At 51.1% G+C, this 16,221-nt stretch carries 14 protein-coding genes; 2 read left to right on the top strand and 12 right to left on the bottom strand.

Annotated features, from left to right (window positions below):
- The first annotated feature begins 92 nt into the window (after positions 1–92).
- Positions 93–1,343, top strand: coding sequence for an ATP-binding protein (locus JNE38_RS27675; RefSeq protein WP_203354252.1), 1,251 nt, complete (start codon positions 93–95; stop codon positions 1,341–1,343).
- A gap of 53 nt (positions 1,344–1,396) precedes the next feature.
- Here the strand turns inward: JNE38_RS27675 and JNE38_RS27680 are convergent, their stop codons facing one another.
- The 11 genes from JNE38_RS27680 to JNE38_RS27730 all read right to left on the bottom strand — a co-directional run bounded on the left by JNE38_RS27680 (position 1,397) and on the right by JNE38_RS27730 (position 13,992).
- On the bottom strand, positions 1,397–2,713 hold the full coding sequence (locus JNE38_RS27680; protein ID WP_428993742.1) for an FAD-binding oxidoreductase: 1,317 nt from the start codon (positions 2,711–2,713) through the stop codon (positions 1,397–1,399).
- A 96-nt stretch (positions 2,714–2,809) separates the two neighbouring features.
- Entirely contained in the window at positions 2,810–4,387 is a 1,578-nt protein-coding gene (locus tag JNE38_RS27685) for a SagB family peptide dehydrogenase (RefSeq protein ID WP_203354253.1), read from the bottom strand.
- An 18-nt stretch (positions 4,388–4,405) separates the two neighbouring features.
- Positions 4,406–6,349 carry a TOMM precursor leader peptide-binding protein gene (locus tag JNE38_RS27690; RefSeq protein WP_203354254.1) on the bottom strand — a complete coding sequence of 648 codons (1,944 nt, stop codon included), beginning with the start codon at positions 6,347–6,349 and terminating at the stop codon, positions 4,406–4,408.
- Positions 6,346–8,244, bottom strand: a complete 1,899-nt coding sequence (locus JNE38_RS27695; protein ID WP_203354255.1) for a putative thiazole-containing bacteriocin maturation protein — start codon at positions 8,242–8,244, stop codon at positions 6,346–6,348. The genes JNE38_RS27690 and JNE38_RS27695 overlap by 4 nt, the downstream gene beginning before the upstream one ends.
- A gap of 143 nt (positions 8,245–8,387) precedes the next feature.
- Positions 8,388–8,660 (bottom strand): heterocycloanthracin/sonorensin family bacteriocin, encoded by a 273-nt coding sequence (locus JNE38_RS31260; RefSeq protein ID WP_203354256.1) that lies wholly within the window; start codon positions 8,658–8,660, stop codon positions 8,388–8,390.
- Positions 8,661–8,782: 122 nt separating this feature from the next.
- A complete protein-coding gene (locus JNE38_RS27705; RefSeq protein WP_203354257.1) occupies positions 8,783–9,403 on the bottom strand; it encodes an NAD(P)/FAD-dependent oxidoreductase in 621 nt (206 codons plus the stop codon).
- A 24-nt stretch (positions 9,404–9,427) separates the two neighbouring features.
- Positions 9,428–10,285 carry a hypothetical protein gene (locus JNE38_RS27710; protein WP_238933485.1) on the bottom strand — a complete coding sequence of 286 codons (858 nt, stop codon included), beginning with the start codon at positions 10,283–10,285 and terminating at the stop codon, positions 9,428–9,430.
- A gap of 14 nt (positions 10,286–10,299) precedes the next feature.
- Positions 10,300–12,741: a heavy metal translocating P-type ATPase gene (locus JNE38_RS27715; protein ID WP_203354258.1), complete on the bottom strand. Its 2,442-nt coding sequence runs from the start codon at positions 12,739–12,741 to the stop codon at positions 10,300–10,302.
- The gene (locus tag JNE38_RS27720) at positions 12,719–12,973 is read right to left on the bottom strand and encodes a cation transporter (protein WP_203354259.1); all 255 of its coding nucleotides are present in this window, start codon (positions 12,971–12,973) and stop codon (positions 12,719–12,721) included. The genes JNE38_RS27715 and JNE38_RS27720 overlap by 23 nt, the downstream gene beginning before the upstream one ends.
- A gap of 163 nt (positions 12,974–13,136) precedes the next feature.
- Positions 13,137–13,481 carry a metal-sensitive transcriptional regulator gene (locus tag JNE38_RS27725; RefSeq protein ID WP_428993743.1) on the bottom strand — a complete coding sequence of 115 codons (345 nt, stop codon included), beginning with the start codon at positions 13,479–13,481 and terminating at the stop codon, positions 13,137–13,139.
- Positions 13,482–13,632: 151 nt separating this feature from the next.
- Complete coding sequence (locus JNE38_RS27730; RefSeq protein WP_203354260.1) at positions 13,633–13,992, bottom strand: DUF805 domain-containing protein; 360 nt, start codon at positions 13,990–13,992, stop codon at positions 13,633–13,635.
- 271 nt (positions 13,993–14,263) lie between these two features.
- Here JNE38_RS27730 and JNE38_RS27735 point away from each other — a divergent pair, with 271 nt between their 5' ends.
- Positions 14,264–14,698: a DUF488 domain-containing protein gene (locus JNE38_RS27735; RefSeq protein WP_203354261.1), complete on the top strand. Its 435-nt coding sequence runs from the start codon at positions 14,264–14,266 to the stop codon at positions 14,696–14,698.
- A 113-nt stretch (positions 14,699–14,811) separates the two neighbouring features.
- On the opposite strand, the gene JNE38_RS27740 is transcribed toward JNE38_RS27735, so the two are convergent.
- The gene (locus JNE38_RS27740; protein WP_203354262.1) at positions 14,812–16,191 is read right to left on the bottom strand and encodes a MocR-like pyridoxine biosynthesis transcription factor PdxR; all 1,380 of its coding nucleotides are present in this window, start codon (positions 16,189–16,191) and stop codon (positions 14,812–14,814) included.
- Between the last annotated feature and the right edge of the window lie 30 nt (positions 16,192–16,221).

The raw sequence follows: 16,221 nt of genomic DNA on the forward strand, positions 1-16,221 counted from the left end.
ACAAAAGACACCCACAATTTGGGAGGGATTATGCAAGGGCGTGTCGAAATATCGGGAAATGATAGTTAGTCAGTCTGCGGTGGAGATGCCCGATGAGCCTAATAAAAGAAGTCATCCTTCAATTTTTCTTTGTATTAATTCCCTTTGTGATGTTCAATATCTACTGCCGAGACAAGATGAGAAATTTCAGCAGGAGCTTCATCCTCTTCACCAGTTCGATCAGCTTGTTCCTCGCGATGACCTTTGCCTCCAGTGTCATTGACGGGGTCATTTTTGACACTCGGTATGTCATCATGTTTTTTGGGCTTGTTTACGGAGGTATCCAGACAGGTCTCATTTTGCTTGGAGAATTTGTCATTTATCGATTGTATTTGGGTGGCGAAGGATCGATCGTCGCCATGCTGATTGCCGTTTTTTCCTTCGTGGTGTCCCTGCTTATGTACAGATCGTATAAAACAACTCACCGGAAAACGATTTTCACCATTTCGGCAGGCATGGTGTTTTCCATTGTTGCCCTGACCCTTACCTATTTCTATTTCCCCCACTACTTTGTTGAAAATCTTACCTATCACTTTCTTGTGATTCCGCTGCAGAATTCACTCGGTATCTGGATATTGATGTCCCTTTTCAGCAAATCGGTATCGGACAAGGAAATTTTTATCAAGCATGCACAGAATGAAAAGATCGAGACAATGAGCCACGTGGCCGCTTCCCTTGCCCACGAGGTGCGCAATCCGCTTACGGCCGTCAAAGGATTTCTGCGATTAATGCAGGAAAACCCCACGGATTTGACCAAAAACGCCCAGTACATGAACATCTGTATGGACGAAATTCAACGGACGGAAATGATCCTCTCGGAATATCTCGCGATCTCAAAGCCGCTGACAAACCGGTATGAGCCCGTTAACGTCGCGGAAATGCTGAAGGTCATGCGCGCCGTGATGTCGCCCTTTGCGATCCTGCACAATGTGGAGTTGGAGGTCCGTACACCGGAAACGTCTGTCACCATCATGGCCAATCCGGATGAGATCAAGCAGGTGCTCGTCAACTTCATCAAAAATGCGATCGAGGCCTGCGCCAATGTGAGAAAAGGAAGAGTGTTCCTGTCCCTGATGGTGGAGGAAGGCAAAGCGATCCTGGTCATCAAGGACAACGGCGTGGGGATGGATGAAGGGCAAATGAAGCGGCTGGGGTCCATTTACTTTTCCACCAAATCCAGCGGCACCGGCTTGGGTCTTACGTATTCCTATCACGTCATCCATACGTTTGGCGGCACCGTCACCGTAAACAGCAAACCGAACGTAGGCACGAAATTCTCCATCACTTTTCCTTATCAAGAGTAAATCCCCAGATCCTTAGAGCGGATGTGGGGATTTTCACTTCGACACCGGCTTCATCAAATTTCGTTTCCAGCTGGGGGAATGCTCTGAGGGTAATGAAAAAAGTTAGTAGGGTCATATTTAGCTTTCACGCGTGTCAGTCGCTCGAAGTTACTGCCATAGTATTCTTCGGGCCAGTTCTTTATTGAGAGATCTGGGGTATTGACGTATATGCCCTCGGTAAAAGGACGTAACGCCAGACGCAAGCCCTCCACCCAGCGAATACCTTTAGCAGCCCCTTCCGGCTTACTCCAAGTAGAAAAAAGAGTCACGTTCGACAATGCCTTGCGGTAGAAGTACGCAGTAGCATGACTCGGTATTTCGGCTACTTCCCCGCCCACTCCATGGAAGAAGACGGAGGCTGTATTATCGGGAGGATGCTCATTAACAAATCGCTCAATCTTATCGATTCCTTTATCTGTAAGCAGACGGTAAACATAAGGTCCGACACTCTTGAATGGCAAAGGTGTCGCCGGCTGTCTAGCGTATACTAAGGCTGCAGCTTCTAGCCAAGGGATTTCATCGATGGTGACTTTCAGAGGAGTGCCAGCTTGTAGCAACGGTTTCAATAAGGTTCGCAGCTCTTTAGCCGGTCCGAGAAAGACCCCTTGCATTAAAACTGGCGGCTGTACTCCGGAAGACATGAAAAGGGTGGGTGTAAGTCGCCTGTCAGCGGAAAGAAGGGTATAGTTCTGCCAGACTCGCAGCACCGATTTCAGATCGCGTAAATCCCAGCTTATTTCGGCATACCCAACCGTCTCAATGCGATGTGTTCGAAAGCGGAAGGAAGTGCAGATGCCAAAGTTGCCGCCTCCCCCCCCACGCGAAGCCCAAAAGAGATCGGGATTGGTATCGGCATTAGCGCGCAGAACGCGACCATTTGCATCGACCATCTCTACCTCGAGCAGATGATCTTGCGTCAACCCCCATGGGCGAGTGAGAATGCTGTGACCTCCACCCAAAGTGACACCGGCAATGCCAGGGGTAGGACAGACCCCTGTTGGTACAACGAGTCCTTCTGATCCGAGTTTCTCGGTTAAAGCAACGTTCCTCCAGCCGGTCCCCACTGTAGCTATGCCTCGTTTGCGGTCTACTTCCAACTGGGTCATTTCGCTAACATCAATTACCATGCCACCATTCATGACCGATAAGCCTTCATAGTTATGGCGTCCGGACCGCATACGGATTGGCACTTTCTTTTTTGACGCCCATCGCACGGCGTTAACCACGTCTTGCGTTTTTTGAGCGAAAACAATGACCAACGGATATTTATTGAAGAATGTGTTAAATTCCTGACGTGCCGAATCATATTGCTGGTCCCCCGGCACAACAATACGCCCTGTCAGTTCCGTTTTTTATTTGCCATCCATCACCCTCCCACGGAAGAACTGAATGCCACCTGCTGCAAAGCGTGCCTTTTTACTTTCAGACTAACCAGACAAACTCCCCTGCAGCCTCGGCCGATGTCGATAGCCACCTACCGGAATTTGAATCAAGCTTCCCTTTCCTTTGTCACCCAGCAGATAGAGCTCATCGATGCTTCCTCCATCATATCCGAGCAGCGGATGTCCTCCCATCCCCAGGGCGCCCGCCGCCAAGAGCATGCGCTGCACGAGCATTCCTGCCTCCATCTGCTGCACGCGATAGCCCCGGTAGCCTAATGTCGAGAGGAGATGGCCGTGATCTCCCGCTACATGGAAGCACAGGGGAACCTGAGTCACATTCACGTTCCCAAGCGTCAGGGCATATTGCAGCCAGAGCCGATGATCTCCAGGCCGTATTGACTGCAAGCTGTGCGAAGCGCCGTCGTAGCGATAAGCCCCGTTTTCGATTCCCTCCACGTTGTACAAGCATCCGTACAAGGAAACGCGAGGATGGGGATTCGTTGTCTTACCATCCAGGTCATTGCGATAAGGGAAGGAGACTGCCGTTTCGTGCAAAAGAGCTGCTAGCTGTTCTTGATTCACTTTTCCCATCACGAAGTCGAGCTCCGGGGAATACCGCTTCTTGCAGACAGAAGCGAAGTCATAAGACAGCCTGCGAACCATAGGGAGAGCGATCGTCGCATCAGTCTCACTGTCCATGCTCTCTTTCCCAATCATCCGGAACTGCTGCACAGACTCCAGGCGGGACGCTTCGCTCATGCTGATCAAGAGCGGATACTCTTTGACCCTGCGCGACCGGATTTCGTGCTCATGGATAACAGCCGGGAGTTCTGCACATAACTGAGCGGCAGTGAGATTCCCCTCCCCTGGGGCGCAGTCTGCAAACCAGCTCATCTGCGGCTCCACCGACAGGGGGATGATCGCGTACACGCCCTCCTCTTTTTCTGGCACCCCTAGCAGATGGTGAACGGCGCGATCCAAAAACTGATAGTATACCCCTGCCTCATAACCAAACCGTTTGGCTACCTCCAGCAGCTGCCCGACCACGATCCCTGCGTCCAAGCCTTGCAGACGATACGCGAAGTTGTGGTATTTAAAAAAGTTTTTCCAATACATCGTCGATACGAAAACACAGGCAAAGCAGCTCGTCATTTCACACCGATGGCCCAGTGCGGCAGCCAGATAGGAATCAAAGTTTCCCCCTCGCAGAAGCACCAACCGATGATGAGCCACATCATAATGGTAAATGCCGCACGTCTGCTCTTCCGTCTTCAGATAGACGTACAATTCACTCGGGTACAGCCCGCCGCCGGAGGGGACAAACCTTCGTAACGACTGCAGAAGCATACTGCCTGTGTCACCGACTCCCAATTCTGTGACAGTCTGGCTGAATTGCGCCAGGCCGTACACGTACCAAAGGAAGTGCCCAATCTCTTCCAGGTCAGGCTTTTTGCTCCGAGCTCGATCTTCTAGCGTCAGCGGCACTTCCGAGGAAAGGGAAATGACAGGCAAGCCTTTGTAGAGCTTATACGGCAAGGGTGAATCGCCCCAGTCCACCTCGTGCTCCATTGGTTTTGTCTTATCGGTGTAATGCAATTCATGTAAAAATGCCTCCAGGCTCATCCTATCCCTCCTCGCCTCCTACGGAAATGGATGCGGGTGTGAATTGAGCTGATCGTACCTTAACGGCTTTGTCGTATAGCCCAGCTCCATAGGCACGCGCAATACCCGTTCCAGTCCGGAGACACGAGTCAGTTGTTGTCCAAATGTCATCGGCAGCATGCCGGGAATCAACACCTTCACGCAATGCAGTCCGTTCCGTAAAATTTCGGGCGTCGTCTGATCCACCACAATGACATCGAGATGCAATTGACGGAATTTCTGCAGGAACCCCCTGAGGTCATCCGTCAAATCGTGATTCCACTCTTGCTCTTTGAATTCTTCCGCAAATGTTCGCAGCGGCCGCGCATCATCGAGCAGAAAATGCAGGCGCTCCTCTGCTTCCGGCAGCCCGTACAGCATGGAATGGTCATCCATCTTCCGTACCTTGAACGGGTCATGGAACATTTGCAGGTACTCTTCCCGATTGGCTTCAAACTTATCGTTTAGCGTCAATAGCATGGCAGCTGCTTCGTAAATGGAGCTCTTCACTGCCCGGACCGGGTCTGGATGGGCACCTCCCGCACAAATCAGGTTAATCCCCTGTTCCTTGCGATTCTTCGCTATCGTCCAGACACTCGGAATCCCGTTTTCCATCGTCGCGTTAAACAAATGAATCTCATATCCTGCCACAGCCCGCAGCCTGTCGAGCATCAGCCGCAGCTCCCGATCTGGCGCGGAGTACGGATCCAGGCGTGGGAGCTGTAAATTCGCATACCAGGTCATCAGGAAGGAATCGCGCTCGACGACCTCCAGAATGCCGTAGAAAATAGCCTCTTCCAAGCTTCCGCCAAGTGCGCAGCCATTCGAAGTCTCAAAGACAAACCCATCTCCATAGCCCAGGCTGTAATAGGCCAGCAGCTCCGGCACCAGGATCGGGCGTTCCCGCAAAAAGGAGTAACCCCATACCCAGCTGAGGGTGCGGTCCGGATCAAAGGGCTTGAAAGGATAACCTGGCTGCTCATACTGCTCCTTTGCGTGCAGCCCGACGGTGACAGGATCAAGCGCCTGATCCCCCAGGTTGCGGAGCGTATCACGAACCACCGTCCGTTTTCCGCGAGGAGCCATTCCGCAATACCGCTCCAATCCCTCCAGGATCGCCGTCATTTCGCTGATTTCAAAGGAGCTCGTTCGTCCGGCTGTCGGCTCGTCTCCCCGAAACAGCGGCAGATTCACACTGACATCTGCAAACGGAGAGACCAGGTCCCGCATTTTTCCATTCAAAAAGCCGGTTCGGTAATCCAGATAGTCCGGGCTCAATACTTTTTTCAGGTCATCAACGGGAATGCACCGATAGCTGTTCGCGCCAGTCTTTGGACTCGGTTGCAGCGAAATCTGTGCTGCCTCTGCCGTGTCATCTGGATAATGACCGCACACTTTGCACGTAGGATCAGGCAGGATAAAATGCCGAGAGCTTTTCAAGGTCTTCAGGTTCATGATGTACACATGACCTTCCGTTTGCGCCTTGTCTCCCCCCAAGAATTTCCGGGTCTGTGCCACGATCAGATAGGACATTTGCAAAAATCCGCTCGGCGTGGCCCATGCGTCTTTCGTCATCTCGCCGTGTTCGATTCGCCTCGAATACAGCTCCACCATCTCTTTACGGTCATGTCCTGCCATGAGCATACGCAGGTCCGCACATTGCGAGCAACCCGGTTTTTCAGGAAGCACTAGCGGACCTATGACGCCTTCGCCAAAGGAAACAAACCCCCGGAGCCATGGAATGCCAGATGACTGCAATCTTTTTTCTGCCTCCAGGTGTGCAGCAGGCTGCCAGGAATCGTGCAAAACGAGAGCCAGATCCGTCTCTTTGGGTATCCCTGTTCCCCATTCGGACTGACGTACGACGATGTACTGACCAGCCAGCTCCTTGCATACGAGGTCGGCAAGCTGCCCGTTGCCTACTACGGTTACCACCGCACTCACTGAGATTCCTCCTCTCGCAGCCGCACCCCAAATACTCCCGCCAGCTCCTCGCGCAAAAAGGACTCGTGCGCCAGATCGCATAGATCCATGTGTTTGCCGTTTTGACCTAAAATTTCCAGGCAGGATGCCAGCAACTTCTCGTCATCCTCCTCTTCCAGCAGCGGAATGACGAGGTCTTTCCCGTTTTCCAGCACCTGTACGGAAGTTACCTTCAGAGCAGGGCCAGTACGGAGCTCATTTTGATTTTGGACATGAAGCAATGCTGTTTCCAGCGACTTCCTCAAGGCCAAGGTGACATGCAGGCCAACACTTCCATACCAGTCCTGCTCGATTCCGACCCAGACTACGGGAAAACCATGCACACTTGCCCCCAGTCCCACCCTCGGCTCTCCCTGTGTAGCGGACAAAACCTGGAGGTAATACTGGCATCGTTGATCTTCTACTTGACTCCATGCCACGGTTGTAATAGAAGGGGTGTGGTCCTGCAGCTGCCTCTCCAGCACCTTGGACAAGCATGATTGGAGCGCCCGGCAAATCCCCTCCGCTGCAGATTCTCCCGCTCCGACTCCGACTACCCCCGTCAGACGTGAGACATACGCCTCGATTCCCGTAAGACCCGCTTCCTTTCGAGCCTCCTCATGCGTCAGACCCGTGCAGACCATCTGTGGCAAAAGCTGCGCCGGGCCATCCGACAGCGGGTCGGCGATCTGGATAAAGCATTGCGAGAGCGGAAGCTGTATCAAGTCCTCCTCCTCCCACCGGTGAAAAATCCCTGTTGCGGGCGAGCTCAGTGTGCTGAAGTACGACAACAGTCCGCTGCCCGCCTGCCTCTTCTCCTTTGGGTTCAGATAGGGCTCCAGATCATCTGTCCAGTTCACTTGCGATGATCCCATCACGGCAGGGTGCGGCTCGTAGGAGTGCCAATTTCCCTCCATCGTCTCCGTCTTCAGCAAATAGACTTGATTCTCCGAGGCAGGGTCAGTCACTCCCGTCACCGCTTTGAACCATTCGAAGACGATGACATTGGCCAGCATCGCGCCTGCGGTAGCGCAGTACGGCTGATTTCCCAGATCCTCACCGAGCGATTGCTGGTGGATTCGCCGCCAAGCCGATTCCCAGCATCCAGCCGAATCAGGACCCTCGAGAGGTCCCGCAAGACCGACCTGACCCATCAGGATGGCAGGCAAGAACGACTTTCCTGCCTCTTTGCATACAGAACGGAGCTGTCTGCACTCATCGATATTCCCCGTCTGCGATACGTACAGGACAGCCTCAAAAGCCCCAAAAGCCTCTCTCCAGAAGGCTTCGCCCTTCTGTGGCTGAGCCAGCTCCTCGATCGCTACGTCCGGGTCCTTTTTCCGGGCATGCGCAGCCAGCTCTTCAATCCGTTGCCGATTGGTAGGCACTTCATCCGTAATCAGCATGTGGAACTTGGGCAGACCAGATTCCAGCAGCGCCCCTATCATAGACACAAAGAAGGGGCCAGACCCTACAGCTACGATGTTGGACTGGCGATAGCCCATGAAGCGATGAGCTCCCGAGCCTGCCAGATGGCTCAAGAATTCGATTTGCGTGCCATACTGGGCGAGAATCTTTTCCGGCAACTGATGGGGGATCTCCTGGCTCACATCCTGAACAAATCCGTTCTGGTATAAGCTCCTTGCAATCTCAAACACCTGATCGCGGTACTCATCCGGCAGTCCGTCCGTCAGCTCTTCCAAGGTATGCTCTCCATTAAACATGGGCAAAAGCTGCTCTACCCACCGGTCGATCATCGCTCCTTCCATGCGAAATGAGCCTACGTTGTTCCGGAAATACACACTGCCCTTGGGATCAGGGAGAAAAAAGGCATCCCTCTTCACCTTCAGACGCATTGAAGAGTCCAAATTCTCCATGTCACTCCTCCTAACCGTAAGCCGTTTCTCCCACTTTGCTCGATCGCTTTCAACGTATCTTATGTTCAGCTATTTGTCCGTCATTCCAGCTCATAAAGAGAAAGCCCCCGCCGGCAGATTGCCTGGCAGGGGCTGGCTGATTCTTAGACAAAGCAAACGAAGAAGCAAGGGAAGAAACAGCTGCAGGAGCAACTGCAGGAGCAAGAGCAAGAGCAAGAGCAAGAGCAGCTGCAGGAACAACTGCAGGAACAACTGCAGGAACAGCTGGAGCACCTGTGACAGCCGCCGCAGCGCCCACCACAGCGCCCGCGAACCATCATCGTGTCATTTTGGTTGGCGCTATCCCAGGGCGTTACTTCTCCACTTCTCACCTTTTCGACCTTTAACTTTTTCAGCTCATTTTTAAATTCGTCCATTTTTCTACCTCCAGCATCAACAGACGAGACATTCGCCCGTTTAGACGAATACCTATCGTCGTTATACCTTAGGTGTATGAAACATAGGCTGCCTCAGGTTCCTACTGTCTAAGCCTATTTTTTCAACAGACGATTTGCTTCAATCGCTCCAAGGAAATACGGTTGACGAACTTGCTGAATTTTTCTTTCCCCTTCGCATGCTGCTTGTAATGATCAATCATTTTGGTCAAGACTGGCACCAGCTCTTCCTCTGTCAGCCCGGCGACGAGCAATGCTGCCAGGGACGCCTTCAGGCCCTTTGGCTCGCCTCCTACGTAAAGGTCGAAGGTATCCCGCATTTTCACGATCCCGATGTCCTTTAACAACGGCTCGCTCGTGCCCAGAGCACAGCCCGCGTACCCGACCTTCAGCGGAGTGGGGGTTTCCAGTCCGGCGATCGCCTGATTGATTCTGCGTGCCGTCTCCAGGCCTGCTTCCTCCGCCCCTTTGCAAAATTGACAGGCAATCAAGCTTTTGGTCACAAAGCCTGCCGGGTATACCTCGAGTCCAGCACGCTCGAGTTCTTCCTTGATGACCTCAACTCGCTCTGCGGGAATCTCCAGATACCATTGTTTGAACGAAGTCACTTCGATTTTTGCATCTGCATCCGACACCCTGCCGATGACCGCAAGCTGCTCTGGTGTAAAAAGACTTCCCCCGACCTGTATCGCTGGGGCAACCGCTATCTTTCTCTTCTCTCCCATGTGCTTCCCCGCTCCATTCGATTGTTATTTGATTTCCACGACGAAAGGCACCGTGAATACTTCTCCTTTGTGCTGGAATTGTCCCCAAATCTTATAGATGCCGCTATGCGGGAACGTGGTGGCAAACTCGGCTTTGGGTCCGGTCGCCTTTTCATCCAAGGGGTGGACGTGCAGGTATTGCTCGGCATCCTGTGAAAGAATGACCACATGCCCTACAGCTCCCAGATAAGGCTCCAGGTTTTGAATGCCTTCCTTGGTCTTCGCATCGCGGATGTCGTAGGACAAGGTCACTTCCTCGTTTGCCTTGGTGCCGCTAAGAGAAAGCTCGATTTCCTTGTCGCCTACTTCTTTCACCAGCTTCGCATCCGGTGCGATAGCTGCGCTGGGCTGTGCCGCTTCGCCCTCCACATGGACCCATTCACTCAGCGTAGTTCCAGAACCGCCCGCTGGCTTGAAGTCTGCAAACATCTTGTATTTTCCGCCGTTCAAAAAAGTGGTTGGCACCGTAAAGGTACCCTCTCCCTTGAACTCAGGGTGTATGTGGCTGAACGACGAGAGGTCCTCGCTAACCACAATCAGATGCATCAGCTTCTCATGATTGACCTCGAAATCGTTGACGGGCGAGCCATCCTTATCCGAGATTCGCACCTTAATTTCCGTTTTCTCGTTCGCCTTCGCGCTACCGGACGCAAAGGCAAACGAGGCTTTGAGGTGATCAGCGGGAGCCGCCGATTCTGCATTGTGCCCACCGTGGGTGTCCCCTTGGGCGTGATTGGCTCCGTGGCCGCTGTCATTGTTGGCGGCTAACTCGGTATTCCCGCATCCTGCCAGCAATAGGGCAATCGACATGGCACCGGCAAGCATCGTTCTTCTTTTCATCATCCAGATCTCTCCATTCATTTTTTTGGAACGTTGACACGCTGCAAGCGAAGCGCGTTTAACACGACGGACACGGAGCTTAGCGCCATAGCTGCTCCTGCTACCCACGGAGCCAAGAGCCCGATAGCCGCGATCGGAATCCCGAGTGTATTGTACCCGAGAGCCCAGAACAAATTTTGTTTGATGTAGCTCATCGTTTTGCGGCTCATATAGATCGCGTCAGGAATACTGAGCAGATCACCGCGCATCAGGGTCACATCGGCTGCTTCCATGGCAATGTCAGTACCCGTGCCGATTGCCATTCCGATGTCAGCTGTTGCCAGTGCAGGCGCATCATTGATTCCATCGCCGACCATCGCTACCTTTTTGCCTTGTGCCTGCAGCTTCTTCACTTCTTCCGCTTTGCCTTCTGGCAGCGCCTCTGCCAGCACATGATCGATTCCGACTTGTGCCGCGATGGCTTTTGCCGTCCGCTCGTTGTCCCCGGTGATCATGACGACCTGAATACCCATTTCCTTCAAGCGGCTGACCGCTTCTTTGGAGGTTTCTTTGATCGTATCCGCTACTGCTACTATACCCATGTACCGTTTATTTATCGCAACAAGCATGGCCGTTTTACCGGCTTCCTCCAGACGTGACATCAATTCATACGCGCTTTTTGCATCTACCTCGTATGTCTGCATCAAACGCCGCGTGCCGATTAACAGCTCATGTCCTTCCACCACTGCCTTGATTCCAAATCCAGGGATGGCTTCAAACGATTGCGCCGTGGGAAGGGAAATGCCTTTTGCCTGAATGCCAGCCACGATTGCTTCTGCGAGCGGATGCTCCGAATTTTTTTCGGCAGCTCCCACAAGTCTGAGAAATTCAGCTTCGTCGCCTTCGACGAAAACATCCGTGAGCTCTGGCTTTCCTTTGGTGACGGTTCCTGTTTTGTCTAGGATAATCGCGTCGATCTTGTGGGTCATCTCCAGGTGTTCTCCGCCTTTGAACAGGATCCCCAGCTCAGCGGCACGGCCCGATCCCGCCATGATGGAGGTCGGTGTGGCCAATCCCAGTGCACAAGGGCAAGCGATGACCAAAATCGCAATGGCAATTTCCAAAGCGTCAGCCACACTACCGGGTGTGACGAAGAAGTACCAGATCAGGAACGAGACGATGGCGATACCGACAACGATCGGAACAAAAATTCCGGAAATGACATCCGCCACCCGTTGGATCGGTGCTTTCGAGCCTTGTGCTTCTTCCACCACTTTGATGATTTGTGCGAGTGCTGTTTCTTTTCCGACCTTGGTCGCCTTGATTTTCAGCACGCCGTTTTTGTTGATCGTCGCACCGATGACGGCGTCGCCCGGCTTCTTGGACACAGGAATGCTCTCGCCCGTCAGCATCGACTCGTCTACGGAAGACATCCCTTCCGCGACTTCACCATCGACCGGCACTTTATCCCCGGGACGTACCATGACGAGGTCTCCTACGACCACTTCATCCACCGGGATCGTCATCTCTTGACCATTTCGCACGACCAGAGCCGTCTTGGCTTGCAGTCCCATGAGAGACTTGATCGCTTCGGACGACCGGCCTTTTGCCAGCGATTCAAACAATTTTCCCATGATCACGAGCGTAATCAGAACCGCACTGGTCTCATAGTACAAGGAGGGACCGTGGTGGACGCTGCCGCCATTGGCGTACCAGTCGAGTGTCAGGTAGAGGCTGTAAAAATAAGCCGCGGAAGTTCCGAGTGACACCAACACATCCATATTGGCGCTTCCATTGCGCAATGCTTTGTATGCCCCGATGTAAAACTGTTTGCCCACGTAAAATTGCACCGGAGTGGCCAGCAGCAGCTGAACCCAAGGATTCATCAGGATCTTTGGCATGTAGATCCAGGAGGTGAACGAGAAGTGTCCCACCATGCTCCACAAAAGCGGGAGAGAGAAGATGACAGAGAGCAAAAGTTTGCGCTTCTGGTGGTTCAGCTCGATTTCCCGATGATCGACTGCATTTGCTTCATCGCCTGTCTTCAAGATCGCTTTATATCCGAGCTGCTCGACTTTCTTCTGCATATCTGCCACGGACACTTCACTGGCAGAGTACTCGACGTGAGCCGTCTCCATTGCGAAATTGACCGTGGCCTTCGTGACTCCAGGCAGCTTATTCAATCCCTTTTCAATCCGGTTCGCACAGGCAGCACAGGTCATCCCCTCCAGCTGAAAATCCACTGTCTCTTTTGCCGTACCATAGCCTAGCTTTTTAATGCTTTGCTCCAGCTGATTGACATCGACTTTGGCCGGATCGAAAGTGACGCTGGCTTTTTCCATCGCGAAATTTACGTTTGCCGCAGATACCCCTTCCACTTTGTTCAAGCCTTTTTCGATCCGAATCGCGCAAGCCGCACACGTCATCCCTGTAATTTGCAAATTGACCTGCTTGTTTTCATTCGTTGCCGTCGCCTGCATCTCCATTCACTCCTTCCTTGTTGTCGATGATCGCTACGACTTCGTAGCCTTGTTCCTCGATTGCCTCTTTTACAGCTTCCAGAGAAAGAAGGCCGTCTGTCCATGTGACTTCTACGGTATGTGCCGCAAGATTGACTTTTCCGTTTGCACCTATTGCCTGTAGGGCACCTTCAATTGAATTCACGCAGTGTTGGCAGCTCATGCCTTCTACTTGCAGCGTAAGATTTGTCATTGTCGCTCGCTCCTTTTTTGTGGGATTCATTCCCAACGATCTGTTGGATATAATATACCCCCCTAGACTATATTGTGTCAACAATTATTTTAGGATACCCCTGTACCCTATATTATAGACCGAGAAAAAAGCAGCCTTCCGCTGCCATCTTCTGCGCTATTCGTTATTTCATCAGCTTGTTCATCGTCGTCAAGAGCTCAGTTAGAACTTCCTCATCGCCTTCCTGAATGCGCTCGATGACACAGCTTTTCATGTGATGCTCAAGCAGGAGCTTTCCCACTCCGTTCAGGGCCGATTGAACAGACGCGATTTGATTCAGCACGTCATCGCAGTATACGTCTTTTTCAATCATTCCTTTGATGCCTCGAACTTGGCCTTCGATCCGATTCAGTCGACTGATCAGCGTATTTTTCTCTTTATCAGAGTGATGGCTTTTGCGCTCAGTCCCTCCTGTCGAACAACAAGCCGATTCAGCAGCCGTCGGGGTTTCCATTTGTTCTACGTTCATGCTCATTCCTCTCATCTCCTTTATGGCTCCATTATACTCCCACCCCCTATTTTGCACAATAGCGGCAAATGCTCCCTAGCCCTTTTGTACGCCGTTCCCGTTGCTCGCAGCAAAAAACCTCCCCCTGAATCAGGAGGAGGCTTGCAGCGGATTAAACAGAGACATTTGTCCCCGCTTTTGGATTCGGACCGTATTGGTTATCTTCCTTGCTGTCTTGGCACATGAACACCAAGAGGATAATCGTACCGATGACAGGGATAAACGCAAGCAGGAACCACCAGCCGCTTCTTCCCGTATCGTGCAGACGACGTACCAGTACACCCAAAGAAGGCAGTAAAACAGCTAAGGAATAAATGCTGGTCAAAACCTGAGGAATCCCGATCAAATTTTCCACCAATGAAAGGACTAAACTAATAATGACGCTGAACAATACAAACATCCAATATTCCTTGCGTCTTGCCCTTCCCGAAAATGCAACGTACTTCTTCAGTACATCAAAATACCAATGCATGCCGTAAACCTCCATTCCTATTTTTGTAAACACACGTTATTTTATCATCAAAGGGACAGAATAAAAACCATAATTTGTTATTTTTTCTATATTACAATAGATCTTCATTGTTCCGGCTCTAATAAAGACTACTCCAGCAGTCGTGAAAGTATTATTGACAGAATATTGCCATTATCATAATTTAAGAATTGGACAGACTGTATGTAAAGCCATTTGGTTGCCCATTCCACTCGTACCTGCATGTCTGTGCAGGTAGACAAAGGAGCCTGCTATGTTAGTGACAACGATTGGTTTCTCCAAAAAATCCCTTCGCTCTTTCGCCACGGCCCTGCAGCAGCACAACGTCGATCGCGTCATTGATACCCGTCTGCAAAATACGTCCCAGCTCGCTGGGTTCGCTAAAAAGGAGGACCTTTCTTACGTATTGGAACTCCTGAACATCGACTACCTCCATGAGCTTTCCTTGGCCCCGACGGAAGAGCTGCTAAAGGCAATCAAACAAAAGGAAATCCCTTGGGCTGAATTTGAAAAAATTTTCGTAGATTTGCTCGCCGAGCGCAAAGTAGAAGCAAAGCTGGATGATTGGCTGGGCGACAAGGTTCCGTGCTTCCTGTGCAGCGAAGAAAAGCCCCACCATTGCCATCGAAAGCTGGTTGTGGAGTATTTGAAAGAATTCGATAATCGGATCGAAATTGTACACTTGTAAAATAGCAAGCAAACGAAAAGAGGAGTCTCGCCTGGTTTATCACCTGGGAGACTCCTCTTCCTGCTATCTAGCGCTTTTTCACCTTCACGGTGGTGGTCGCGCTTGCGAGGTATTTATAACCAAGCCTTTTTTAAGAGCTTCACGCCCAGCTGGATTTCATCACTTGATAAATTACTGAAACCAAGCTTAATAATGGGTTTATCGGTTTTGTTCGTAATGAAGTAGAGGGAAGTCGGATAGACTTTAACCCCCTGAATGGAAGCTTGTTCAATGAGCCATTCTTCAGAACGCTCCAAGTGTACTTTGATTAATAAGTACAAACCAGACTGCTCGCCAATGATAGAGATCGTTCGCTTGAAATGATTTCTCAATTCTGAAACGAAGAGCTGCATTTTTCGTTTATATACCAGACGCATGCGCTTGATATGGCGATTCCATTCCCCTTCTTCCATAAATTTCGCCATGGCGAATTGGCTAAGTAATGAAGTGGTGCTCTCGAAATGCGCGAATTGCTTTTTATAACAGGTGACAAGTGGCTGTGGCAGCACCATATAGCTTAAACGAATGCCTGGAAGAAAGCATTTTGAGAAATTCCCGAGATAAATCACTCTCGTCGAATCTATGGAAGCGAGAGCGGGAAATGGTTGCTGGGTATAGCGAAATTCACTGTCATAATCGTCTTCGATAATATATCCCTGCGTCTTGTTTGCCCAATGGATAAGCGCATGCCTTTGGCCGATGGACATGCTTACCCCGTATGGACTGTGATGGGACGGCGCAACATAAATTAATCGTGATTTCATATCTTGTAAGTGTGAAAAATCAGCACCGCTCTCATAAACGGGCAGCGTTTCAAGAATAAAGCCATTTAATTGAAAAGCTTCTCTGGCGCCGTCATAACCTGGATCCTCCACAATCATGCTGGAAAAATCACGTTTCAGGACCAGACCGAGATACACAAGCATTTGCTGAGTGCTGCTTCCGATTATGATCGCATCTGGATCTGTCCTCACCCCGCGAGACTGGAGTAGATAGGCTGCGATTTGTTCGCGTAAGCACAATTCTCCAAACGGTTCCCCGTATCGGAAGCTGTCCTTTACGGTTAATACTTGATTCGAGATCCTCCTCCACGCTTTTAAAGGAAAATGCGATTGATCGACGACGTCTGCTCGGAAATCAATGCGAACAGACGGCATTTTCTCTGTTTGGTTGTGGAGTGAAGAGATGCGAGCCTCTTGAAATAAAAGAGGCTCCAACTCATTTACAAAATATCCTTTTCGGCCCTCTCCACGAATATACCCTTCAGCCACTAACTGTTCATATGCCATTAATGTTGTATTCCGGCTTACATGTAAGGAATCTGCAAGTTGACGGATGGAGGGCAGTGGCTCATCCGCCTTAATGTCGCCCTGCTCAATAAAGGATTTAAATTTCTCGTAGATTTGTTTGTATTTTGGAGAGTGATCATTGAAGGTAAAAATGGTATTTTTCATTTCCATTCCCTCTGACATGTATATTTGTTT

It is taken from the genome of Brevibacillus choshinensis, assembly GCF_016811915.1.
Classification (GTDB): domain Bacteria; phylum Bacillota; class Bacilli; order Brevibacillales; family Brevibacillaceae; genus Brevibacillus; species Brevibacillus choshinensis_A.